Below are 22,317 nucleotides of genomic sequence, written 5' to 3'. Positions count from 1 at the left end.
CTTCGGCGACTGCCCATCGGCCGTCAGCTCTTCTTCGCCGACTCCGCCTCGTCCTTCGCCGGCACGGCATCCGCATCGGCGGGATCCCGGGGGTCGTCCGCGGCCTTGACCGCGGCCTTGCCACCGTCCTTCTCCTCGGCTGTGCCCTCGGCCTTGTGCCCGGTGCCGTCGCCCGTCCCGTCCGCGGCCCTGGCCACGGTGCCCTCGCCGGCGGCGTCCTCGGTCGCGGCCTCGGCGCCCGCGGTCCCGCCGTCGGAGACGCCCGGCTCGACCACCGCTTCGCGTCCGGGCCGCTTCCTGGCCGACACGACCATGTACGCGACCGCGAGCAGGAAGACGATCAGCGCGGTCCAGTCGTTGAGGCGCAGACCCAGGATGTGGTGGGCGTCGTCGACGCGCATGTACTCGATCCAGGCGCGGCCCACGCAGTACGCGGCGACGTACAGGGCGAAGGCCCGGCCGTGGCCCATCCTGAAGCGCCGGTCGGCCCAGATGACCAGGAGGGCGACGCCGATGCACCACAGGGACTCGTAGAGGAAGGTCGGGTGGTAGTAGCCCGGCACCCGGCCGCCCTCGGAGGAGGTGATGTGCAGCGCCCAGGGGACGTGCGTCTCACGCCCGTACAGTTCCTGGTTGAACCAGTTGCCCCAGCGGCCCATGGCCTGCGCGAGGGCGATGCCGGGCGCGACGGCGTCGGCGTAGGCGGGCAGCGGGATGCCCCGGCGCCGCGCGCCGATCCAGGCACCGAGCGCGCCCAGTGCGATCGCGCCCCAGATGCCCAGGCCGCCCTCCCACACCTTGAAGGCGTCCACCCAGTCACGGCCCTCGCCGAAGTACAGCTCGTAGTCCGTGATCACGTGGTAGAGGCGGCCGCCGACCAGGCCGAAGGGCACGGCCCAGACGGCGATGTCGGCGACCGTGCCGGACCGTCCGCCCCGCGCGACCCAGCGCTTGTTGCCGAGCCAGACGGCGATGAAGACGCCGATGATGATGCAGAAGGCGTAGCCGCGCAGCGGGATGGGGCCGAGATACAGCACCCCGTGCGACGGGCTGGGGATGTAGGCAAGTTCCATGGCAGGGTCGACGCTACCGTGCCGGCCCGGGCGGACGGCAAGCGGACGGGCTACGGGTCCATAACGGGGGCGTGGGAAACACTCACCCCTTGTTCTCCTGTTCCACCATCTGCTTCAGCTTCTCCGGGGTCATCGTCTGGTCGGCGTAGATGTTCTTGCCGCCCAGCAGGACGGTGGGCGTGCTGCCGTAGCCGCCGGTCTGGAACGCCTGGTGCGACTTGTTCACCCAGCCGTCGTGGGTGCCCTTGTTGACGCACGCGCGGAACGCCGGGGTGTCGAGGCCCTTCACCTTTCCGGCGAGCTGGATCAGCTTGGCGTTGTTCCCGAAGGCGTCGTCGGTCTCCTGGGGCTGGTTCGCGTACAGCACGTCGTGGTAGTCGCGGAACTTCCCGGCGTCCTGGGCGCAGGCCGCGGCGTTCGCCGCGCGCAGCGAGCCCGTGCCGCGGAGGTTGCCGTCGATCAGCCGGACCAGGTGGTAGTCGACCTTGAGCTTGCCCGCGTCGGTCAGCTCGTGCAGCGTCGGCCGGTACCGCGCCTCGAAGGCCATGCAGGCGGGGCAGCGGAAGTCCTCCCAGACCGTGAGCGTCGATCTGGCGCCGTCCTTGCCGACCGGGATCGCGAGGCTGTTCTGGCCCCGGGCGCCGGAGGGCACCACGACGGGCCCGGAGGCGGTGCTGCTCTTCTTGCCCTTGCCCGAGTTGGCGGCGATCACGCCGATCACCGCCGCGAGCCCCAGGACGCAGACGACGCTCGCGCCCACGATCAGCGTGCGGCGCCGCCGCTCGGCGGCCTTCTGCTTCTTGCGATCCGCCGCAATCCGCTCACGGGCGGTGCGCTTTCCGTCACGGTTCTTCTCGCTCACACCCCCAGAACGAACCGGGGAGGCGCAGCGCGCCTCCCCGACCCGAGGTCCACCCGTTCGGGTGACCGATTCTTCCGTTGTGAACGGATCACTCCGCCTATGGACGCTTACGCCTGTCCGCGCACGCCCATGGCCAGGTCGCCGGCGAGCGCGCGCACCGCTTCGAGCCCGGCCGCGTGGTCGGGGGCGTCCAGCATCCGCTTGACGAACGCCGAGCCGACGATGACTCCGTCGGCGAACCCGGCGACCTCGGCGGCCTGGGCCGCGTTGGAGACGCCGAGTCCCACGCACACCGGGAGCCCGGTGCCGGTGGCGCGGGTGCGCTCCACCAGGTCCTGCGCCTGCGCGCCGACGGACGCGCGGGTGCCGGTGACGCCCATCAGCGAGGCCGCGTAGACGAAGCCGCTGCCCGCCTCGGTGATCCGCGCCAGACGCTCGTCCTTGCTGCTGGGGGCGACGACGAAGACGGTCGCGAGGCCGTGCTTGTCGGCGTGCTCCCGCCACAGGGCCGACTCCTGGACCGGCAGGTCGGGCAGGATGCAGCCCGCGCCGCCCGCCTCGGCCAGCTCGGCGGTGAAGCGCTCGACGCCGTAGCGGTCGATGGGGTTCCAGTACGTCATCACGAGCACGGGCTTGCCGGTGGCCTCGTGGGCCTCCCTGACCGTGCGCATGACGTCGGCGATCCTGACCCCGCCGCGCAGGGCGATGTCGTCGGCGGTCTGGATGACCGGGCCGTCCAGGACGGGGTCGCTGTGCGGCAGGCCCACCTCCACGACGTCCGCGCCGCCGTCGAACGCGGCCCTGATCGCCTCGATGCCGCCGTCCACGGTCGGGAACCCGGCCGGCAGGTAGGCGATGAGCGCGGACCGGCCCTCCGCCTTCGCGGCGGCGAGGGTGTCCGTCAACAGCCGGATGTTGCCGCTCACTTGGCGTCCCCCTCGATCTCTGCGGTGTCGGCTTCGTTGGCGGCCACCTCGGCGTCGGTGTCGTAGAGGCCGAAGTAGCGTGCCGCGGTGTCCATGTCCTTGTCGCCGCGGCCGGACAGGTTGACGACGATCAGGCCGTCCGGACCCAGCTCCCTGCCGACCTCCAGGGCGCCGGCGAGGGCGTGGGCGCTCTCGATGGCCGGGATGATGCCCTCGGTGCGCGACAGCAGGCGCAGCGCCTGCATGGCGGCGTCGTCGGTGACCGCGCGGTACTCGCCGCGGCCGGAGTCCTTGAGGTAGGAGTGCTCGGGGCCGATGCCCGGGTAGTCCAGACCGGCCGAGATGGAGTACGGCTCGGTGATCTGGCCCTCGTCGTCCTGCAGGACGTAGGAGCGGGAGCCGTGCAGGATGCCGGGCTCGCCGGCGGTGAGGGTGGCCGCGTGCTCGCCGGTCGCGATGCCGTGCCCGGCGGGCTCGCAGCCGATGAGGCGCACGTCCTCGTCGGGGATGAAGGCGTGGAAGAGGCCGATGGCGTTGGAGCCGCCCCCGACGCAGGCGATCGCGGCGTCGGGCAGCCGCCCGGCGCGCTCCAGGATCTGCCGCCGCGCCTCCACGCCGATGACCCGGTGGAAGTCGCGGACCATGGCCGGGAAGGGGTGCGGGCCGGCCACGGTGCCGAACAGGTAGTGGGTGCGGTCGACGTTGGCGACCCAGTCCCGGAACGCCTCGTTGATGGCGTCCTTCAGGGTGCGGCTGCCGGACTTCACGGCCACGACCTCGGCGCCGAGCATGCGCATGCGGGCGACGTTGAGGGCCTGCCGCTCGGTGTCGACCTCGCCCATGTAGATGGTGCATTCGAGGCCGAAGAGCGCGCAGGCGGTGGCGGTGGCGACACCGTGCTGGCCGGCGCCGGTCTCGGCGATGACGCGGGACTTGCCCATGCGCTTGGTGAGCAGGGCCTGGCCGAGCACGTTGTTGATCTTGTGCGAGCCGGTGTGGTTCAGGTCCTCCCGCTTGAGGAGGACGCGGGCGCCGCCGGCGTGTTCGGCGAACCTCGGCACCTCGGTCAGCGCGCTGGGCCGGCCGGTGTAGTTCACCATCAGGTCGTCGAGCTCGCGGGCGAACTCGGGGTCGGCCTTGGCCTTGTCGTACTCGACGGCGACCTCGTCCACGGCGGCGACGAGCGCCTCCGGGATGAACTTGCCGCCGAACGCCCCGAAGTAGCCCTCGGCGCTGGGCACCTGGCCGGTGGGATCGGGAATGAAGAACTCGCTGGGCATACGGATACCTCGCAGGGGCTCAGGCCCCGGGTTGCTGGACTTGGGGTACGAGTACGCGCGCGCTGCCCTCAGCGGTGCCTCCCACGACACCCGCGCCTGCCGGTCGGTGCCGGCGAGGCACTTGCCTCAAGGGCCCGAGTCGGGTGGTGGGTGGGCGAAGGCCGGGGTTCGGGGGGGAGCCCCCTGGGCGGTCCGCCCGACCGAGGGTGCGGATCAGACGGCGTTCACAAGAACCGTCGGCTCAGCTCACCGCAGGTGAAGCGCACGCGGAGGGACGCCATCGCATGCCGTTCACCTGACCGGGCTCGTCGCCGATCACATAGCGGACCCGCCGCCCGTGCACCCGCCGCGCGGGGGCACGGCAGCCACGGGGCCGGCAGCCGCGGGCGAGGCGGGCATAGGCGTCCCGCGTCGCCGGGGTGATCGGAAGCGTCATCGGAACCAGCTTAGCCGGAGGTCAGCCCCGCCCGTGCCGGAGCGCGGGGTGCTCGCCGGCGGCGACCAGGTCGGACACGGCGGCCTTCGGGTCGCGGCCGGTGACCAGCGACTCGCCGACCAGCACCGCGTCGGCGCCGGCGTTGGCGTAGGCGATGAGGTCGTGCGGACCGCGCACTCCGGACTCGGCGACCTTGACGAGGTGGTCGGGGATCTCCGGGGCCACCCGCTCGAACGTGCCGCGGTCGACGCGCAGGGTCTTCAGGTTGCGCGCGTTGACGCCGATGACCTTGGCGCCCGCGTCCACCGCCCGCTCGACCTCGTCCTCGTCGTGCACCTCGACCAGCGGGGTGAGTCCGATGGAGACGGCGCGCTCGATCAGCGACTCGAGGGCCGGCTGGTCCAGGGCGGCGACGATCAGCAGCGCGAGGTCGGCGCCGTACGCCCGGGCCTCCCAGAGCTGGTACGACGTGACGATGAAGTCCTTGCGCAGGACGGGGATGTCCACGCGGGCGCGGACCGCCTCCAGGTCGGCCAGCGAGCCGCCGAAGCGGCGCTGCTCGGTGAGGACAGAGATGACGGCGGCGCCGCCCGCCTCGTAGTCCGCCGCGAGCCCGGCCGGGTCGGCGATCGCCGCCAGCGCGCCCTTGGAGGGGCTGGACCGCTTTACCTCGCAGATGACCTTGACGCCGTCGCCCTTGAGCGCGGCCACTCCGTCCTTGGCGGGGCGGGCCTTCGCCGCGCGCTCCTTGAGCTCGTCGAGGCTGACGCGCGCCTGCCGCTCCGCGAGGTCGGCACGGACTCCGTCGATGATCTCGTCGAGCACACTCACGCGAGCGGCCCCCTTTCAGACGGTCGTTCCTTCAGGTTCCGAAACCTGTGGTCACTTGCGATGGTATCCGCACGACGGCCGAGGCCCCGCATCCGGTGGACGCCGGTCCCATTACCTGGACGTTCACCGTCGATCAAGGATGCAGCCAGCCGCCGAACGGCAGGTTCCGGACAACGGTGAACACCAGCAGCAGCGCGCCGACGGCCCACATCCGGACCCGCCCCGGTTCGAACCGCACCGCCCGGCCGCGCGCCGCGCGCACCGCCCAGACGGTCCAGAGCACCGCGAAGCCCAGGTAGGCGGTCACCCCCGCCGCGTTGTCCTGCAGTGCGGTGAGGAAGTCGCCGTGGACGAAGGCGTGGGCGCTGCGCAGTCCGCCGCAGCCGGGGCAGTACAGCCCGGTCAGGTAGTAGAGCGGGCACACCGGGTAGTGGCCGGGCTCGTTGGGGTCGACGGTGCCGACGTAGGCGAAGGCCCCGGCGACGGCCGCGAGGACACCGGCCGGGACGGCGAGCCGGCTCCAGGGGGTGCTGGGCGTGGTGCGCGGGGCGATGCCGCTGTCGGGGTTCACGTCGGCATTGTGCCCCGCGTGCCGGCGGCACGCGCGCGAGGGGCGGCCCCACCGCGTCCGGCGGGGCCGCCCCTCGCGGGATGCGCTGCGGTGGGGCTCAGCCCTCGACGCCGGCCGGCTCGCGGGTCGCGGCGCGGGCCACGTGCGGCGTGGTGTGCGACTGCTTCGGCTGGCCGAGGCCCATGGCGCGCATGGCGGCGCCGACGACGCCGCCGAGGAGCACGATCACCATGCCCGCCCAGAAGCCGACCGGCTGGGCCATCACCATGAAGGCACCCGCGACGCAGAAACCGATGAAGGCGATGATGACGCCGGTCCAGGCGGCCGGGGTGTGACCGTGGCTGCTGCCCGCCATGACTTGCTCCTCGTTGCTTGTACGTGTCGAAGTACGTGTCCGTACGGTTCCGAGCGCGTCACCGTCCGTGCCGGGCGCTCTTACTCCATTGTCCCGTACGCACACGCGTGCCGGACGCGGGGGTGGCGTCTGGTTCGCCACATCCGGCGGGGGCGGCGGGCGCGGCCTCAGGCGCCGGTGGGGTCCTCGCCGCGGTCGAGGGCCTTCCAGATCTCCTCGGGGCGGTCGGGGTCGGCGGGCGCCGCCTTGCGGCGCGGGCGTTCCGAGCCGCGCTCGTAGCGGCCGGACATGGCGGGCCACAGGGTGCCGTAGCGCAGCGCCAGCAGTCCGGCGAGCAGGATCAGGACGCCGCCTGCGGCGGCCACCCAGGGCCAGCCGGTGTGCGTGAGTGCGGTCACCGCGGCCGAGGTGTCGCCGGTGGTCTCGGCGGCCTTCTCGTCCAGCGCGGAGCCGTCGGAGGCGCCGGTGAACGCGGCGGCGACGATGCCGGCGCCGCTGAGCGCGAGCAGCGCGGCGACGGCGAGGCGGCCGGCCCGGCGGACGGCGAAGACGGCGACGAGCGCGGCCAGGCCCACTATGGCGAGGGCCGCGGGGACGCCCGTGACGTCGCTGCCCTTCGCGGTCAGCGGGAACGCGCCGCCGGCCACCGTGGCGGTGCCCTCCGACCAGCGCTGCCGGGTCGCGAGCAGGGTCACGGCCGCGCCGAGCGCACCGCACAGCAGGGCCACGGCGAGGCTCCGCCGGCCGGACCGGCTGGGTGCGGCGGCTTCGGAACGGGGTTGAGGTACGGCAGTCACGTACTCCACTATCGCCTGAACCCCGGGTGAACCGTCACCCGGGGTTCGGCACGGGCCGTGCTAGCCGCCCAGCCGGTTGGCCGTGTGCACCGCCCGCAGCACGGCGGCGGCCTTGTTGCGGCACTCCTGGTCCTCGGCGGCCGGGTCGGAGTCGGCGACGATGCCCGCGCCCGCCTGCACGTACGCGGTGCCGTCCCGGAGCAGGGCGGTACGGATGGCGATGGCGGTGTCGGAGTCGCCGGCGAAGTCGAGGTAGCCGACGCAGCCGCCGTACAGGCCGCGCCGGGACGGTTCGAGCTCGTCGATGATCTGCATGGCGCGGGGCTTGGGGGCGCCGGAGAGGGTGCCCGCGGGGAAGCACGCGGTCAGCACGTCGAAGGCGGTACGGCCCTCGGCGACCCGGCCGGTGACCGTGGAGACGATGTGCATGACGTGCGAGTAGCGCTCGATGGACATGAAGTCGACGACCTCCACCGAACCGGGCTCGCAGACCCGGCCGAGGTCGTTGCGGCCGAGGTCGACGAGCATCAGATGCTCGGCGCGTTCCTTGGGGTCGGCGAGCAGTTCGTCGGCGAGGGCCTGGTCCTCCTGCGGGGTGGCGCCGCGGTGCCGGGTGCCGGCGATGGGGTGGACCATCGCGCGCCCGTCCTCGACCTTCACCAGCGCCTCGGGGGACGAGCCGACGACGTCGAACCCGTCGAAGCGGAACAGGTACATGTACGGCGAGGGGTTGGTGGCCCTGAGCACGCGGTAGACGTCCAGCGCGCTCGCCGTGCACGGGGTCTCGAAGCGCTGCGACGGCACGACCTGGAAGGCCTCGCCCGCGCGGATGCGCTCCTTGACGTCCTCGACGGCCCGGCGGAAGTCGGGGCCGCCCCAGCGGGCGGTGTACTCGGGCAGCTCGGAGGGCGGCAGCACGGCCGGGGGCTGGGCGACCGCGCGGCCGAGGTCGGCCTCCATGGCGTCGAGGCGGGCCACCGCGTCGGCGTACGCCTCGTCCACGCCGGTCTCGAGGTCGTTGTGGTTGATCGCATTGGCGATCAGCAGGACCGACCCCTCCCAGTGGTCCATGACGGCGAGGTCGCTGGTGAGGAGCATGGTCAGCTCGGGCAGCCCGAGGTCGTCGACCTCGCCGGGGCCGATCTTCTCCAGCCGGCGGACGATGTCGTAGCCGAGGTAGCCGACCATGCCGCCGGTGAAGGGCGGCATGCCCTCCTGCGGCGGGGTGTGCAGGGTCTGGACGGTGGCGCGCAGGACGGCGAGCGGATCGCCCTCGACGGGGACGCCGACGGGCGGCGTGCCGAGCCAGTGCGCCTCGCCGTCCCGGGTGGTGAGGGTGGCCGCGGAGCGCACGCCGACGAAGGAGTAGCGGGACCAGGAGCGCCCGTTCTCCGCCGACTCCAGCAGAAAGGTGCCGGGGCGTTCGGCGGCGAGCTTGCGGTAGAGCGCGACCGGGGTGTCGCCGTCGGCGAGGAGCTTGCGGGTGACCGGGATGACACGCCGGTCGGCGGCGAGCTTGCGGAAGGTCTCGAGGTCCATGGCGGCAGACCTTACTGACCGGCGGACGCCGCGCGGCCCCGCGGGACGCTCGCGCCGGGGTCGTCCTGGAACAGGACGTCCTCGTCGAAGCAGGTGCGGGCGCCGGTGTGGCAGGCGGCGCCGACCTGGTCCACCTTGACGAGCACGGTGTCGGCGTCGCAGTCCAGGGCGACGGACTTCACCCACTGGACGTGGCCGGAGGTGTCTCCCTTGACCCAGTACTCCTGGCGGCTGCGCGACCAGTAGGTGCAGCGGCCGGTGGTCAGGGTGCGGTGCAGCGCCTCGTCGTCCATCCAGCCGAGCATGAGCACCTCGCCGGTGTCGTACTGCTGGGCGATGGCCGGGAGGAGTCCGTCGGCGCTGCGCTTCAGGCGCGCGGCGATCTCGGGGTCGAGAGTGCTGGTCATGGGTGCCATTGTGCCGCGTGGGCCGGCCGCTTCCGGGTTCCTGTCCAGGGGATGGGCACCGGGTGGACGCCACCCGGGACTGGTCCGGGTGGCCGGGTGACGGGTGGGCGGACCGGTTACGGAGTCGTAGGCTGACTCCATGTCGACCTTCGCCAAGCGTGAACGGCTCCTGCTCGCCGACCTCTTGGAAACCGTCGGGCCGGACGCCCCCACCCTCTGCGAGGGCTGGCGGACCCGGGACCTGGCCGCGCACGTGGTGGTGCGCGAGCGCCGCCCGGACGCGGCGGGCGGAGCGCTGATCAAGCCGCTGGCCTCCCGGCTGGAGAAGGTGCTGGGCGAGTACGCCGCGAAGCCGTACGAGGAGCTGATCCAGCTCATCAGGACCGGTCCGCCGCGCTTCTCGCCGTTCCAGCTCAAGCAGGTCGACGAGGCCGCCAACACGGTCGAGTTCTACGTGCACACCGAGGACGTCCGCCGGGCCCAGCCGGACTGGGGCCCGCGCGAGCTGGACACGGTGTTCCAGGACGCGCTGTGGTCGCGTCTGGAGCGCACCGCCCGGCTGCTGGGCCGGGGTGTGCCGACCGGTCTGGTGCTGCGCCGCCCGGACGGCCAGACGGCGGTGGCGCACCGGGGCACTCCGGTGGTGACGGTGACCGGTGAGCCCTCGGAGCTGCTGATGTTCGCCTTCGGCCGGCAGAACGAGGCGAAGGTGGAGCTGGACGGCGACGAGAACGCGATCGCCACCCTGCACGAGTCGAAGCAGCTCGGCTTCTGACCGGGGTTCCGGGAGACCGGGCCGCCGGGACCGGGCAGCCGGGAGGCGCCGCATGATCAAGGTCGCGATGACCAGCGTGTTCGTGGACGACGTGGCGAAGGCGCACGCGTTCTACACGGAGGTCCTCGGGTTCGAGACCCGGCAGCACCTGGATCCGGGCGACGCCACGCCGTTCGTCACGGTGGGGGCGCGCGAGGGGGCCCAGCCGGATCTCCAGTTGCTGCTGGAGCCCGGGCAGGGCCCGATCGCGGAGCCGTACCGCACGGCGCTGTACGAGGCGGGCATCCCGTGCATCGTCTTCTCCGTGGACGACCTGCCGGCGGAGTACGAGCGGCTGCGCGGGCTGGGTGTGCGCTTCCCGCATCCCCCGCGGAGGCAGGGCCCGGTGCTCGCGGCGGTGTTCGACGACTCGGTCGGCAACCTGGTGCAGCTCACCCAGCCGGGGGTGTGAGCGTCAGCGGGGAAGTTCGGCGCGGCGGAGCCCGGGGACGCACAGGGCGACCACCCCGCCGAGCCCGCAGACGGCCGCGCTGGTCACGAACACCGGGCCGAGGCCGAAGGCCCCGACGGCGGCGGCCGCGAAGGGCATGCTCAGCGGGGCGAGGCCGAGGCTGACCACACTGGCGACGGCGGTCACCCGGCCGAGGTAGGCGGGGTCGGACAGGGTCTGCAGCAGGGCCCCGCACAGCACTCCGCTGAGCCCGGCGAGCAGCCCGATGAGCAGGGCGACGCCGACGGCGCCGACGAGCCGGGGCACGTAGGCCAGGGTGCCGATGGCGACGGAGCCGGCGAGGATCGCCCAGGCGGCGACCAGCCCGGCGCGCGGCACCCGGCCCCGGACGGCGAGCAGCAGCGAGGCGGCGCCCGCTCCGGCGCCGAATCCGGCGAGCACCCAGCCCATGCCGGCGGCGCCCCAGCCGCGCCGGTCGGCGAGCAGGGTCAGGCCGACGTTGAGCGGGCCGACGAAGCCGAAGTCGCCGAGGGCGATGGCGAGCATGAGCGGGGCGAGGACGCGGTGGCCGCGGATGTAGCGCAGGCCGCCGGCCAGGTCGGCCCAGGCGGTGGTGCGCGGGGCGCCGGGCCTGTCGTCGCCGGGCAGGGGGAGCAGGCGCACGGAGATCAGCAGCGGCACGGAGACGGCGATCAGCAGCCCGGCGAGGGCGAAGGCGGCCGGTGCGCCGCCCAGGGCCACGCCGAGCCCGCCGAGCGGGGCGCCGGCCACGCCCGCGCAGCGGATGGCGAGGCCGCGCATGCCCTGCACGCGGGCGAGCTGCCCCTTGCCGGTGATCCTGGCCGGGAGGGCGCCCACGGCCGGCATGAAGACGGCGTCGACGGTGCCGAAGAGCAGGGCCAGCAGCGCGAGCGGCCACAGTCCCGGACCGGTGAGGAACAGCAGGGCGGCCACCGCCAGGACGGCCGCGCAGCGCACGGCGTCGCTGCCGATGACGACGCGGCGCGGGCCGAGCCGGTCGGCGAGCACTCCCCCGCCGAGCATCAGCACGGCCCTGGGCAGTGCGCTGACGGACATCACGACGCCGGCCTCGGTGGGGGTGCCGGCCTGGACGGCGGCCCAGGACAGGGCGATGTAGTAGACGCTGTCGCCGAGCATGGAGGCGGTGTAGGCGCCGAGCCAGCGCAGCACGTTGGGGTCGCGGTGGGCGGCGCGGTCCTCGGCGGCGGTCGCCGGGGCCATGAGGGTGTCGGTCACGTCGGGCCCTTCTCAGACGCGGAACGGGAATCCGTACACGTGCAGCGCGACGTGCTCGCGCCCTTCGGTGCCGCCCTCGGCTTCGGCGGACCGGCCCAGCTCGTCGTACCTGCGGATCAGGGCGAGCATCTCGTCCTTCAGCGCGCGCAGTTCGGGTGCGGTGAGGCGGAGCAGGGACTCGCTGTCGGCCGCGGCCGTGTTCCACTCGGCGCTCCACGTGGGCCGCTCGTCGAGGTAGCGGCGGTAGAGGTCGGTGCGCTGGTCGTGGAAGAGCCGGGTCGCCGCGAGATGCGCGGCCGCCTTCTCGGGGGCGTCCCGGAAGTCCTGGTCCCGGATGCTCACGCCCTCGGAGGACGGCTGCCACCAGCGTTCCCGGCCGTCCGCGCTCTGCGGCCGGGCCTCCTCGACGAGGCCGTGCTCGGCGAGTTTGCGCAGGTGGTAGCTGACCAGCGACACGGCCTCGTCGACCTGGTCGGCGAGGTGCGAGGCGGTCGCCTTGTCGGCCACGCACAGGGCTCGGTACAGCTTCATCCGCAGCGGGTGGGCGAGCGCTTTGAGCGTCCCCACGTCCGTGATGGGACGGCTTCCCTTGGCTGTCATGCCTCCAACCCTAGATGCGAAAGAAAAATTGCACAACAGATGTTGCGCAACTTTCCTTTCGCATCTTGCGGCGAGGACGTCCGGACCTGAGAAGGCCCCGGCCGCCCTGGTCGGGCGGCCGGGGCCGGCAGCTGTGGGACGGTGTCACCGCACGGGGTGGCCCGCCTCCCGCAGGGTCTGCTTGACCTCGCCGATGCGCAGGTCGCCGAAGTGGAAGACGGAGGCGGCCAGAACCGCGTCCGCGCCCGCGTCGACGGCCGGCGGGAAGTCCGCCAGCCGGCCCGCGCCGCCGGAGGCGATCACGGGGACGGTGACGTGCTTGCGGACGGCCGCGATCATCTCCAGGTCGTAGCCGTCCTTGGTGCCGTCGGCGTCCATGGAGTTGAGCAGGATCTCCCCGGCGCCCAGGTCGGCCGCGCGGTGGGCCCACTCGACGGCGTCGATGCCGGTGCCCTTGCGGCCGCCGTGGGTCGTCACCTCGAAGGCGCCGCCCTCGGTGCGGCGCGCGTCCACCGACAGCACCAGGACCTGCCGGCCGAACCGCTCCGCGATCTCCCGGATCAGCTCGGGGCGGGCGATGGCGGCGGTGTTCACGCCCACCTTGTCGGCGCCGGCCCGCAGCAGCCGGTCGACGTCCTCGGCGGTGCGGACGCCGCCGCCGACCGTGAGCGGGATGAAGACCTGCTCCGCGGTGCGCCGCACCACGTCGTAGGTCGTCTCCCGGTCGCCCGAGGACGCGGTGATGTCCAGGAAGGTCAACTCGTCCGCGCCCTCGGCGTCGTACACCTTGGCCATCTCGACGGGGTCGCCCGCGTCGCGCAGGTTCTGGAAGTTGACGCCCTTGACGACCCGGCCGTTGTCCACGTCCAGGCAGGGGATGACTCGGACCGCCAGGGTCATGAGGTCACGTCTCCTCTGAATGCCTCTAGTTCCACTTCGACCAGGATGCGCGGGTCGACGAAGCCCTGCACGACCAGCAGGGTCGAGGCAGGGCGGACGGAGTCGAAGAGCTCCTTGTGGGCGCGGCCCGCCGCGTCCACGTCCCGCACATGGGTCAGGTACATCCGGGTGCGCAGCACGGACCCGATGCCGAGGCCGAACTCACCGATCGCCTCGAGGGCGCTGGTGAAGGCCACCTTGGCCTGTTCGTAGGGGTCGCCCTCCCCGTACAGCACGGTGCCCTTGAAGGACGTCGTGCCGGCCACCAGCACCCGGTCACCCGCCGCGACGGCGCGCGCGAATCCGAAGCTCTCTTCCCAGGGACTTCCGCTCTGCACGCGCCGTACGGCCTCGGATGTCATGACGCCACTGCCTCCAGTGCCTCTTCCAGGGTGAACGCCTTCGCGTACAGGGCCTTGCCGACGATGGAACCCTCGACACCGAGGGGTACCAGCTCGGCGATGGCGCGGAGGTCGTCCAGGGACGACACGCCGCCGGAGGCCACGACCGGGCGGTCGGTGGCGGCGCAGACGTTCCTCAGCAGCTCCAGGTTCGGGCCCTGCAGGGTGCCGTCCTTGGCGATGTCGGTGACGACGTAGCGGGCGCAGCCCTCCTTGTCGAGGCGCGCCAGCGTCTCGTAGAGGTCGCCGCCGTCCCGGGTCCAGCCGCGGCCGCGCAGGGTCGTGCCGCGCACGTCCAGACCGACCGCGATCTTGTCGCCGTGCTCGGCGATGACCTTGGCGACCCACTCCGGGGTCTCCAGGGCGGCCGTGCCGAGGTTGACGCGGGTGCAGCCGGTGGCGAGGGCGGCGGCGAGGGTGTCGTCGTCGCGGATGCCGCCGGACAGCTCCACCTTGATGTCCATGGCCCTGGCGACCTCGGCGATCAGCTCGCGGTTGTCGCCGGTGCCGAAGGCGGCGTCGAGGTCGACCAGGTGCAGCCACTCGGCGCCGGAGCGCTGCCAGGCGAGGGCGGCCTCCAGCGGGGAGCCGTAGGAGGTCTCGGTCCCGGACTCGCCGTGCACGAGGCGCACGGCCTGGCCGTCGCGGACGTCGACGGCGGGGAGGAGTTCGAGCTTGGCCATGGTCTACAGGGTTCCGATCCAGTTGGTGAGGAGCTGGGCGCCGGCGTCGCCGGACTTCTCGGGGTGGAACTGGGTGGCCCACAGGGCGCCGTTCTCCACGGCCGCCACGAAGGGCCTGCCGTGCGTCGACCAGGTGACCTTGGGGGCCGCGATCAGCGGGTTGTGCGTCTCCAGGGCCCAGTCGTGGACGGCGTAGGAGTGCACGAAGTAGTAGCGGGCGTCCGCGTCGAGGCCCGCGAACAGCTCGGAGTCCTCCGGCGCGTCGACCGTGTTCCAGCCCATGTGGGGCACGACGTCGGCCTCGAGCGGCGCGACCGTGCCGGGCCACTCGTCGAGGCCCTCGGCCTCCACGCCGTGCTCGATGCCGCGCGCGAAGAGGATCTGCATGCCGACGCAGATGCCCATCACCGGCCGGCCGCCGGACAGCCGGCGGTCGACGACCCAGTCACCGCGGGCCGCGCGCAGGCCGTCCATGCAGGCGGCGAACGCGCCGACGCCCGGCACCAGCAGGCCGTCGGCGTTCATCGCCTTGTCGAAGTCGCGGGTGATCTCGACGTCGGCTCCCACGCGCGCGAGGGCTCGCTCGGCGGAGCGGACGTTGCCGAAGCCGTAGTCGAAGACGACGACCCTCTTGCCGCTCAATTCCACACCTCCAGCCGCATGACGCCCGCGACCAGGCACATCGCGGCACCGATCGAGAGCAGCACGATGAGGCTGGTGGGCATCTTCTGCTTGGCGAAGGAGATGATGCCGCCGACCAGGAAGAGGCCGACGACGATCAGGACGGTGGACAGACCGGTCATGGGGTTACAGCGCGCCCTTCGTCGAGGGGAGGATGCCGGCCGCGCGCGGGTCGCGTTCGGAGGCGTAGCGGAGCGCCCGGGCGAGCGCCTTGAACTGGCACTCCACGATGTGGTGGGCGTTGCGGCCGTAGGGCACGTGCACGTGCAGGGCGACCTGCGCCTGGGCGACGAAGGACTCCAGGATGTGCCGGGTCATCGTGGTGTCGTACTCGCCGATCATCGGCGCCATGTTCTCGGGCTCGGTGTGCACGAGGTAGGGGCGGCCGGACAGGTCGACGGTGACCTGGGCGAGGGACTCGTCCAGCGGGACCGTGCAGTTGCCGAAGCGGTAGATGCCCACCTTGTCGCCGAGCGCCTGCCTGAAGGCGGCGCCGAGCGCGAGGGCGGTGTCCTCGATGGTGTGGTGGGAGTCGATGTGCAGGTCGCCGTCGGTCTTCACGGTCAGGTCGAACAGACCGTGCCGGCCGAGCTGGTCGAGCATGTGGTCGTAGAAGCCGACCCCGGTGGCGATGTCCGTCCTGCCGGTGCCGTCGAGGTCGATCTCGACCAGTACCGAGGTCTCCTTGGTGGTGCGCTCCACGCGTCCGACGCGGCTCATGACTGGGTCTCCTTCTGCAACTCACGGACGGCGTCGAGAAACGCGTCGTTCTCCTCCGGGGTGCCGGCGGACACCCGCAGCCACCCCGGTACTCCGTTGTCCCGGACCAGCACGCCCCGGTCGAGGATCTTCCGCCAGGCCTCGTGGGCGCTGTCGAACCGGCCGAACTGCACGAAGTTCGCGTCGGACCCGATCACCTCGAAGCCGATCGAGCGCAGTTCGGCGACGAGCCGGTCCCGCTCGGACTTGAGCTGCTCGACGTAGCCCAGCAGGGTGTCGGTGTGCTCGAGGGCCGCCAGGGCGGTCGCCTGGGTGATCGCCGAGAGGTGGTACGGCAGCCGGACGAGCTGTACCGCGTCGACGACCGCCGGGTCGGCGGCGAGGTAGCCGAGGCGCAGTCCCGCGGCGCCGAACGCCTTCGACATGGTGCGCGAGACGACCAGGTTGGGCCGGCCCTCCAACAGCGGCAGCAACGACTCGCCGTGGCTGAACTCGATGTAGGCCTCGTCCACGATCACCATGGACGGCCTGGCCGCCTGGGCCGCCTCGTACAGCCCGAGGACCGTCTCGGGCGGAACGGCGTTGCCGGTGGGGTTGTTGGGGGTGGTGACGAACACGACGTCGGGCCGGTGCTCGGCGATCGCGCGCCGGGCGGCGTCGAGGTCGATCCCGAAGTCCTCGCCGCGGGGCCCGGAGATCCAGCCGGTGCCCGTGCCGCGTGCGATGAGCGCGTGCATGGAGTACGACGGCTCGAAGCCGATGGCCGTGCGGCCGGGTCCGCCGAAGGTCTGCAGCAGTTGCTGGATGACCTCGTTGGAGCCGTTGGCCGCCCAGACGTTCTCGATGCCGAGCGGGTACTTGCCGGTCTTCGTCAGGTACTTGGCCAGCTCGGTGCGGAGCTGGACCGCGTCCCGGTCGGGATAGCGGTTCAGGTCGCGGGCGGCCTCCCGGACCCGCTCCACGATCCGCTCGACCAGCGGCTCGGGCAGCGGGTAGGGGTTCTCGTTGGTGTTCAGCCGTACGGGGACGTCGAGCTGGGGCGCTCCGTAGGGGGTCTTGCCCCGCAGCTCGTCCCGTACGGGCAGATCGTCGATGCCGGTCACTTGCTCGTCGGTACCTTCCAGCCGAACCGTGCCTTGATCGCCGCGCCGTGCGCGGGCAGGTCCTCCGCCTCCGCCAGCGTGACCACGTGGTGCGCGACCTCGGCCAGCGCGTCCTTCGTGTAGTCGACGATGTGGATGCCGCGCAGGAAGGACTGGACGGACAGGCCCGAGGAGTGGCAGGCGCAGCCGCCGGTGGGCAGGACGTGGTTGGACCCGGCGGCGTAGTCGCCGAGCGAGACGGGCGCCCAGGGGCCGATGAAGATCGCGCCGGCGTTCCTGACCCGGTCGGCGACCGCGGGGGCGTCGGCGGTCTGGATCTCCAGGTGCTCGGCGCCGTAGGCGTCGACCACCTTCAGGCCCTCCTCGACGCCGTCCACGAGCACGATCGCGGACTGCCTGCCGGCCAGGGCCGGGCGGATCCGGTCCTCGATGTGCCTGGTCGCCGCCACCTGCGGCTCCAGCTCCTTCTCCACCGCGTCGGCCAGCTCGGTGGAGTCGGTGACCAGCACGGCCGCCGCGAGCGGGTCGTGCTCGGCCTGGCTGATCAGGTCCGAGGCGACGTGCACCGGGTCGGCCGTGTCGTCCGCGAGGATCGCGATCTCGGTCGGGCCGGCCTCGGCGTCGATGCCGATCTTCCCGGTGAAGTAGCGCTTGGCCGCGGCCACCCAGATGTTGCCGGGGCCGGTGACCATGTCGGCGGGCGGGCAGGACTCGGTGCCGTGGGCGAACATCGCGACGGCGGTGGCGCCGCCGGCCGCGTACACCTCGTCCACGCCGAGCAGCTCGCACGCGGCGAGGATCGTCGGGTGCGGCAGTCCGCCGAAGTCGGCCTGCGCCGGGGAGGCGAGCGCGATCGACTCGACCCCGGCCTCCTGCGCCGGCACCACGTTCATGATCACGGACGAGGGGTAGACCGACCGGCCGCCGGGCGCGTACAGCCCGACGCGGTCGACCGGGACCCACTTCTCGGTCACGGAGCCGCCGGGCACGACCTCGGTCGTGTGCGTCGTGCGGCGCTGTGCGCGGTGGACCAGGCGGGCCCGGCGGATGGACTCCTCCAGGGCGGCGCGTACGGCCGGGTCGAGGGCCGCGAGCGCGTCGGTCAGCGCCTGGGCCGGGACCCGCACGGACTCCAGCCGTACCCCGTCGAACTTCTCGGCGAAGTCGATCAGCGCCGCGTCGCCACGATGATGCACGGCCTCGCAGATCGGACGCACCTTCTCCAGGGCGGCCGAGACGTCGAAGTCGGCTCGGGGCAGCAGGTCGCGCAGGGCGGGGCCCTCGGGGAGGGCGTCGCCGCGCAGATCGATTCGGGAGATCACGTACTCAATTCTCTCAGACCCGCGTCCGTGACCGTCCGCGCGTATCAATGGCTGATACAGAACGTGGCCGGAACGTGGAAGATCACGGGGCTGCCTGAGGGGTATCACCCCGGAAAGGCCGGCACGCCTGGTGTGCCGGGCGTCACCCAGCGGGCATGAACGGGTGTACGAGGCGGACGGAACGCGAGTAGCGCGGGAAGAAGGCAGGAGCGGTGACCGAGGGGGCCGGCGGCGACGCCGGAGATCTGCCGGAGGACCTGACGGCGACCGAGGCCGGCATGTGGCAGGCCTTCCGCAACGGCAGCACGTACGACCTGAGCAGCGGGGACCCGGTGGTGGACGATCCGCACGGCGGGCATCCCTGGGGCCCGGAGCGGAGTGTCAGGGCGCGCGCCGTCTGCTGGCTGCTGCTGGACGGACCGCCCGCGCTCGCGGGGCGGGTGTCCGCGCTGAAGCTGGCCGGTGTGCGGATCACCGGCACGCTGGAGCTGGCGGGCGGCACGGTCACGCCGTACGTGGAGATGCGCGACTGCCGCTTCGACGACCAGGTCCTGCTGCCCGAGGCCCGGTTCACGACCGTCCGCATGGTGAACTGCGCGCTGCCCCGGCTGGAGGCGGCCCGGGTCACCACCGAGGGCGACCTGCACCTGCCGCGCTGCCGCTTCCAGAACGGGGTGCGGCTCACCGACGCGCACATCGGGACCGACCTGCTGCTGAACCAGGCGGTCGTGCACCCCGACCGCAGCGGCCGCTCCATCGCCGCGGACGGCATGAGCGTCGGCCAGGACCTGCAGGCGGAACTGCTGGAGTCGCACGGCGAGCTGAGCCTGCGCGGCGCCCAGGTCGGGGGCTCGCTGAGCCTGCGGGGGGCGAAACTGGCCAATCCGTACGCCCGCCTCGCCCTGAACGCGCCCCAGCTGACGGTGGAGCGCACCCTGTACCTGACCCCGGCGGGGGTGGGCAATCCGCTGCTGAGCGGGACGACGCCCGCGCGCGGGACGCGGATCCAGCGCTTCGAGTGCCAGGGCGGGGTGCGGCTGGACGACGGCCGGTTCGGGGACGCCGTGGACCTGGAGCGGGCCCGGTTCGTCCTCACCGACGACCAGGACCTGTCGCTGCGCCGGGTGCAGACGCCGGAGCTGCGCTTCCTCGGCGAGGGGCCGCAGCGCGGGCAGGTGAAGCTGTCCGGCGCGCGAGTCGTCAACCTGGTGGACCGGGCGGGGAGCTGGCCGGGCCCGGGCAACCTGCACATGGGCGGCTTCGCCTACGAGAGCCTGGTCCCGCGCGGTCCGTTCCCGCTGACCCGGCGGCTGGACTGGGTGGCCGCGGCGACCGCCGAGTACAACCCGGAGCCGTACGAGCGGCTGGCCTCGGTGCTGCGCGCCGCCGGGGAGGACGAGGACGCCCGCGAGGTGCTGCTGGCCAAGCAGCGCCGGCGCCGCGAGACGCTGCCGCCGGCGGGCAAGGTGTGGGGCTTCGTGCAGGACTGGGCCGTGGCCTACGGCTACCGGCCGGGCCGGGCGGCGGTGTGGATGGCGGTGCTGTGGGCGGCGGGCACGCTCGCCTTCGCGCACGCCGGGCATCCGCCGGTGGACCCGGGCGAGCACCCCTCCTGGAGTCCCGCCCTGTTCACGCTGGACCTGCTGCTTCCGGTGATCGACCTGGGCCAGGTCGGGCAGTGGCAGCTCAGCGGCGGCTGGCAGTGGCTGTCCGCCGCGATGATCATCATGGGCTGGATACTGGCGACCACCGTGGCGGCGGGGGCCACCCGGCTGCTGCGGCGGAGCTGACGGCGGGCGGGCGACGGCCCACAGCTCTCACAGCTCCCAGCCCACAGCCCGGGGGCAGGTACATCACAATAGTTGAACCGTCACCCTTTGCCCGTCCTTGACCTTATGTCGTACAACCTTTCGTGACTTGGCCAGACCCTCTGGCGCTCGCCGACCTGCGGTCTTTCAATGGTCGACACCATGGCTCTGCTGCCGGCGTTCCTCCGCCCCACCCGGACGACACGACGTGCCTCGTACCCCGCCGCCCTGCCCCAAGGCGGCTTCGAGGCGGTCCTCGACGCGCCCGACGACCTCCTCTCGCCCGCCCTGGTCGCGGCCGGCCGGGGCGAGTACGGCGCCGCCTCAGCCCTGCTCGCCACCACGCGCGCGGCCGGCCGGTGGGAGGACCGCGACCGCTACACCAGGGGGCTCGCGGCCTTCGCCCGCTCCCGCCCCGAGTGGTTCGACGCATGGCGCGCGGCCGCCCCGGCCGACGCCGACGCGGCACTGGTCGCGGCCCAGCTCGCGGTGGACCGCGCCTGGCCGTCGCCGGCCCGCGCCGAGCTGCTGCGCGAGGTGAGCCCGCTGATCACGGCCGCCGCCCGGGCCGACGACCGCGACCCGGTGCCCTGGCGGATCGCCCTCGACCACGCGCGCGGCTCCCGGGCCGGGCACCGCTACTTCGAGGAGCTGTGGGAGGCGGCGATCCGGCGCGCCCCGCACCACTACGGCTGCCATGTGGCTGCCCTGCGGTATCTGGCGACCTTCTGGCACGGCTCGCACCGCGAGTGCTTCGACTTCGCCGACCTCGCCGCGCAGGACGCCCCGGCCGGGTCCCTGGTCCAGGCGCTGCCGGCCCGGGCGGCCTTCGGCTACCTGACCGACGACTGCGGGCCCGAGGTGCCGCGCGAGCGGCTGGACGCGGCCGCCGACCGTGCGGTGTCGCTGTCAGCCCGTTTCCCGTCCGCCACCCCGGGGCCGGCCCCGATGCGCAACAAGCTGCTGTACGTGCTCGTCCGGCTGGGCCGGTGGGAGGACGCCCGCGCCCAGCTCGGCCTGATCGGCCCGTACGCCACCTCGTTCCCCTGGGACCGCTTCTCCGACGACCCGCTCGGCCAGTTCCTCCGGCTGCGCGAGGGGCTCCTCGGACCCACTCCCCCCGCCTTCCCGGCGGGGCTGGTGCGGACGCCGCCGCGGCCGCTGGACGGGCACCGGGGCCGGGCTGCCGCCGCCGACCATTAGGCTGGGTCGCCGTGACCACCGTCCGTCTGCCCCTGTTCCCGCTGAACTCGGTGTTGTTCCCGGGGCTCGTGCTGCCCCTGAACATCTTCGAGGAGCGGTACCGCGCCATGATGCGCGAGCTCCTGAAGACCCCCGAGGACGAGCCGCGCCGGTTCGCCGCGGTGGCGATCCGCGACGGCCACGAGGTGGCACCGAGCGCTCCGGGCATGCCGGATCCGACGGCGCAGCCCGAACGGGGCCCGGCCGCGGGCTTCGGCCCGGACCCCCTCGCGTCGTTCCACGGCGTGGGCTGCGTGGCCGACGCGGCGACCATCCGGGAGCGCGACAACGGCACCTTCGAGGTGCTCGCGACCGGGACGACCCGGGTGCGGCTGCTCTCCGTGGAGGCCTCGGGTCCGTTCCTGACGGCGGAGCTGGAGGAGCTGACCGAGGATCCCGGCGACGAGGCGGGCGCGCTGGCCGAGGGCGTCCTGCGCTCGTTCCGCCAGTACCAGAAGCGCCTGGCGGGCGCCCGTGAGCGCTCGCTGGCGGGCACGGAGCTGCCCGACGACCCCTCGGTGGTCTCCTATCTGGTGGCCGCCGCCATGGTGCTGGACACGCCGACGAAGCAGCGGCTGCTCCAGGCTCCGGACACCGCGTCCCGCCTCCGGGACGAGCTGAAACTCCTTCGCTCGGAGGCGGCGATCATCCGTAGTCTGCCGTCCCTGCCCGCGTTCGAGCTGACGCGGACGCCGACCAGCATGAACTGAGCGAACCGAACCGAGGCCCGGCACCCCGAATGGCGAAGAAGTCCAAGAAGCAGCAGTCCGGCGGCACGCCCGCGACCGTGGCGCTGACCGCGGCCGGCGTGGACCACACCGTGCACGCCTACGACCACGACCCCTCCCACCCTTCTTACGGCGAGGAGGCGGCGGAGGCGATGGGCGTCTCCCCGGACCGGGTCTTCAAGACCCTGGTGGCCGACGTCGACGGCACGCTCACCGTGGCGGTGGTCCCCGTCTCCGGCACGCTGAACCTGAAGGCGCTGGCGGCGGCAGTGGGCGGCAAGCGGGCCGCCATGGCCGACCCGGCCCTCGCCGAACGCACCACCGGCTACGTCCGGGGCGGCATCTCCCCGTTGGGCCAGCGCAAGAGACTCCGCACGGTCCTGGACGACTCGGCCGGGGCCCACGCCACCATCTGCGTCTCGGCGGGCCGCCGCGGGCTGGAGGTCGAACTCGCGCCGGCGGACCTCGCCACGCTCACGGAAGCGGTACTGGCGCCGATCGGCCGCGACTGACCCGACCGGGCGACCCGG

At 73.0% G+C, this 22,317-nt stretch carries 27 protein-coding genes; 6 read left to right on the top strand and 21 right to left on the bottom strand.

Going from position 1 to position 22,317, the window contains the following annotated elements; genetic code table 11:
• Nucleotides 1-23: 23 nt before the first annotated feature.
• The 11 genes from lgt to hisI form a co-directional block, all read right to left on the bottom strand.
• Nucleotides 24-1,073, bottom strand: coding sequence for a prolipoprotein diacylglyceryl transferase (lgt, locus tag ACFYU0_RS24950; RefSeq protein ID WP_389304256.1), 1,050 nt, complete (start codon nucleotides 1,071-1,073; stop codon nucleotides 24-26).
• An 82-nt stretch (nucleotides 1,074-1,155) separates the two neighbouring features.
• Nucleotides 1,156-1,935 carry a DsbA family protein gene (locus ACFYU0_RS24945; protein WP_389304255.1) on the bottom strand — a complete coding sequence of 260 codons (780 nt, stop codon included), beginning with the start codon at nucleotides 1,933-1,935 and terminating at the stop codon, nucleotides 1,156-1,158.
• Nucleotides 1,936-2,042: 107 nt separating this feature from the next.
• A complete protein-coding gene (gene trpA, locus ACFYU0_RS24940; RefSeq protein ID WP_389304253.1) occupies nucleotides 2,043-2,861 on the bottom strand; it encodes a tryptophan synthase subunit alpha in 819 nt (272 codons plus the stop codon).
• Complete coding sequence (gene trpB, locus ACFYU0_RS24935; protein WP_389304251.1) at nucleotides 2,858-4,141, bottom strand: tryptophan synthase subunit beta; 1,284 nt, start codon at nucleotides 4,139-4,141, stop codon at nucleotides 2,858-2,860. The genes trpA and trpB overlap by 4 nt, the downstream gene beginning before the upstream one ends.
• A 241-nt stretch (nucleotides 4,142-4,382) precedes the next feature.
• Nucleotides 4,383-4,577 (bottom strand): tryptophan biosynthesis modulator TrpM, encoded by a 195-nt coding sequence (gene trpM / locus ACFYU0_RS24930; protein WP_351670394.1) that lies wholly within the window; start codon nucleotides 4,575-4,577, stop codon nucleotides 4,383-4,385.
• Nucleotides 4,578-4,598: 21 nt separating this feature from the next.
• Entirely contained in the window at nucleotides 4,599-5,408 is an 810-nt protein-coding gene (trpC, locus tag ACFYU0_RS24925) for an indole-3-glycerol phosphate synthase TrpC (protein WP_351670397.1), read from the bottom strand.
• Between the two features lie 133 nt (nucleotides 5,409-5,541).
• Nucleotides 5,542-5,979: a DUF2752 domain-containing protein gene (locus ACFYU0_RS24920; protein WP_389304249.1), complete on the bottom strand. Its 438-nt coding sequence runs from the start codon at nucleotides 5,977-5,979 to the stop codon at nucleotides 5,542-5,544.
• Nucleotides 5,980-6,076: 97 nt separating this feature from the next.
• Nucleotides 6,077-6,334 (bottom strand): HGxxPAAW family protein, encoded by a 258-nt coding sequence (locus ACFYU0_RS24915; RefSeq protein WP_351670403.1) that lies wholly within the window; start codon nucleotides 6,332-6,334, stop codon nucleotides 6,077-6,079.
• Between the two features lie 167 nt (nucleotides 6,335-6,501).
• On the bottom strand, nucleotides 6,502-7,140 hold the full coding sequence (locus ACFYU0_RS24910; protein WP_351670406.1) for a TIGR02234 family membrane protein: 639 nt from the start codon (nucleotides 7,138-7,140) through the stop codon (nucleotides 6,502-6,504).
• 51 nt (nucleotides 7,141-7,191) lie between these two features.
• Nucleotides 7,192-8,670: an anthranilate synthase component I gene (locus ACFYU0_RS24905; protein WP_389304246.1), complete on the bottom strand. Its 1,479-nt coding sequence runs from the start codon at nucleotides 8,668-8,670 to the stop codon at nucleotides 7,192-7,194.
• An 11-nt stretch (nucleotides 8,671-8,681) separates the two neighbouring features.
• Nucleotides 8,682-9,077: a phosphoribosyl-AMP cyclohydrolase gene (gene hisI / locus ACFYU0_RS24900; RefSeq protein WP_389304244.1), complete on the bottom strand. Its 396-nt coding sequence runs from the start codon at nucleotides 9,075-9,077 to the stop codon at nucleotides 8,682-8,684.
• 139 nt (nucleotides 9,078-9,216) lie between these two features.
• On the opposite strand from hisI, the gene ACFYU0_RS24895 reads away from it, so the two are divergent.
• Complete coding sequence (locus ACFYU0_RS24895; protein ID WP_351670415.1) at nucleotides 9,217-9,852, top strand: TIGR03085 family metal-binding protein; 636 nt, start codon at nucleotides 9,217-9,219, stop codon at nucleotides 9,850-9,852.
• Nucleotides 9,853-9,904: 52 nt separating this feature from the next.
• Nucleotides 9,905-10,303 (top strand): VOC family protein, encoded by a 399-nt coding sequence (locus ACFYU0_RS24890; RefSeq protein ID WP_351670418.1) that lies wholly within the window; start codon nucleotides 9,905-9,907, stop codon nucleotides 10,301-10,303.
• Between the two features lie 3 nt (nucleotides 10,304-10,306).
• Here the strand turns inward: ACFYU0_RS24890 and ACFYU0_RS24885 are convergent, their stop codons facing one another.
• The 10 genes from ACFYU0_RS24885 to hisD form a co-directional block, all read right to left on the bottom strand.
• Nucleotides 10,307-11,560, bottom strand: a complete 1,254-nt coding sequence (locus ACFYU0_RS24885) for an MFS transporter (RefSeq protein ID WP_389304241.1) — start codon at nucleotides 11,558-11,560, stop codon at nucleotides 10,307-10,309.
• A 12-nt stretch (nucleotides 11,561-11,572) separates the two neighbouring features.
• Nucleotides 11,573-12,160 (bottom strand): helix-turn-helix domain-containing protein, encoded by a 588-nt coding sequence (locus tag ACFYU0_RS24880; RefSeq protein ID WP_389304240.1) that lies wholly within the window; start codon nucleotides 12,158-12,160, stop codon nucleotides 11,573-11,575.
• 144 nt (nucleotides 12,161-12,304) lie between these two features.
• Nucleotides 12,305-13,060, bottom strand: coding sequence for an imidazole glycerol phosphate synthase subunit HisF (gene hisF, locus ACFYU0_RS24875; protein WP_389304238.1), 756 nt, complete (start codon nucleotides 13,058-13,060; stop codon nucleotides 12,305-12,307).
• The gene (locus ACFYU0_RS24870) at nucleotides 13,057-13,461 is read right to left on the bottom strand and encodes a RidA family protein (RefSeq protein ID WP_351670427.1); all 405 of its coding nucleotides are present in this window, start codon (nucleotides 13,459-13,461) and stop codon (nucleotides 13,057-13,059) included. Before ACFYU0_RS24870 ends, hisF begins: the two co-directional genes overlap by 4 nt.
• Nucleotides 13,458-14,183 (bottom strand): bifunctional 1-(5-phosphoribosyl)-5-((5-phosphoribosylamino)methylideneamino)imidazole-4-carboxamide isomerase/phosphoribosylanthranilate isomerase PriA, encoded by a 726-nt coding sequence (gene priA, locus ACFYU0_RS24865; protein ID WP_351670430.1) that lies wholly within the window; start codon nucleotides 14,181-14,183, stop codon nucleotides 13,458-13,460. Before priA ends, ACFYU0_RS24870 begins: the two co-directional genes overlap by 4 nt.
• Nucleotides 14,184-14,186: 3 nt before the next feature.
• A complete protein-coding gene (gene hisH, locus ACFYU0_RS24860) occupies nucleotides 14,187-14,831 on the bottom strand; it encodes an imidazole glycerol phosphate synthase subunit HisH (protein ID WP_351670433.1) in 645 nt (214 codons plus the stop codon).
• Nucleotides 14,822-14,986, bottom strand: a complete 165-nt coding sequence (locus ACFYU0_RS24855) for a hypothetical protein (RefSeq protein WP_199210187.1) — start codon at nucleotides 14,984-14,986, stop codon at nucleotides 14,822-14,824. Before ACFYU0_RS24855 ends, hisH begins: the two co-directional genes overlap by 10 nt.
• A 4-nt stretch (nucleotides 14,987-14,990) precedes the next feature.
• Nucleotides 14,991-15,584, bottom strand: a complete 594-nt coding sequence (hisB, locus tag ACFYU0_RS24850) for an imidazoleglycerol-phosphate dehydratase HisB (RefSeq protein ID WP_143636382.1) — start codon at nucleotides 15,582-15,584, stop codon at nucleotides 14,991-14,993.
• On the bottom strand, nucleotides 15,581-16,687 hold the full coding sequence (locus tag ACFYU0_RS24845) for a histidinol-phosphate transaminase (protein WP_351670437.1): 1,107 nt from the start codon (nucleotides 16,685-16,687) through the stop codon (nucleotides 15,581-15,583). The genes hisB and ACFYU0_RS24845 overlap by 4 nt, the downstream gene beginning before the upstream one ends.
• Entirely contained in the window at nucleotides 16,684-18,009 is a 1,326-nt protein-coding gene (hisD, locus tag ACFYU0_RS24840; RefSeq protein WP_389304234.1) for a histidinol dehydrogenase, read from the bottom strand. Before hisD ends, ACFYU0_RS24845 begins: the two co-directional genes overlap by 4 nt.
• A 212-nt stretch (nucleotides 18,010-18,221) precedes the next feature.
• Here hisD and ACFYU0_RS24835 point away from each other — a divergent pair, with 212 nt between their 5' ends.
• The 4 genes from ACFYU0_RS24835 (at nucleotide 18,222) to ybaK (ending at nucleotide 22,299) form a co-directional block, all read left to right on the top strand.
• Nucleotides 18,222-19,799 (top strand): oxidoreductase, encoded by a 1,578-nt coding sequence (locus ACFYU0_RS24835; RefSeq protein WP_351670443.1) that lies wholly within the window; start codon nucleotides 18,222-18,224, stop codon nucleotides 19,797-19,799.
• A 168-nt stretch (nucleotides 19,800-19,967) separates the two neighbouring features.
• Entirely contained in the window at nucleotides 19,968-21,020 is a 1,053-nt protein-coding gene (locus ACFYU0_RS24830; RefSeq protein ID WP_389304232.1) for a hypothetical protein, read from the top strand.
• A gap of 11 nt (nucleotides 21,021-21,031) precedes the next feature.
• Nucleotides 21,032-21,769, top strand: a complete 738-nt coding sequence (locus ACFYU0_RS24825; protein WP_351670449.1) for an LON peptidase substrate-binding domain-containing protein — start codon at nucleotides 21,032-21,034, stop codon at nucleotides 21,767-21,769.
• Nucleotides 21,770-21,798: 29 nt separating this feature from the next.
• Entirely contained in the window at nucleotides 21,799-22,299 is a 501-nt protein-coding gene (gene ybaK / locus ACFYU0_RS24820) for a Cys-tRNA(Pro) deacylase (RefSeq protein WP_351670452.1), read from the top strand.
• The last annotated feature ends 18 nt before the right edge of the window (nucleotides 22,300-22,317 follow it).

The organism is Streptomyces sp. NPDC003720, from assembly GCF_042875075.1.
Taxonomy (GTDB): domain Bacteria; phylum Actinomycetota; class Actinomycetes; order Streptomycetales; family Streptomycetaceae; genus Streptomyces.
The sequence above is the reverse complement of the archived record's forward strand: the minus strand, read 5'-3'. Positions and strand labels throughout refer to the sequence as shown.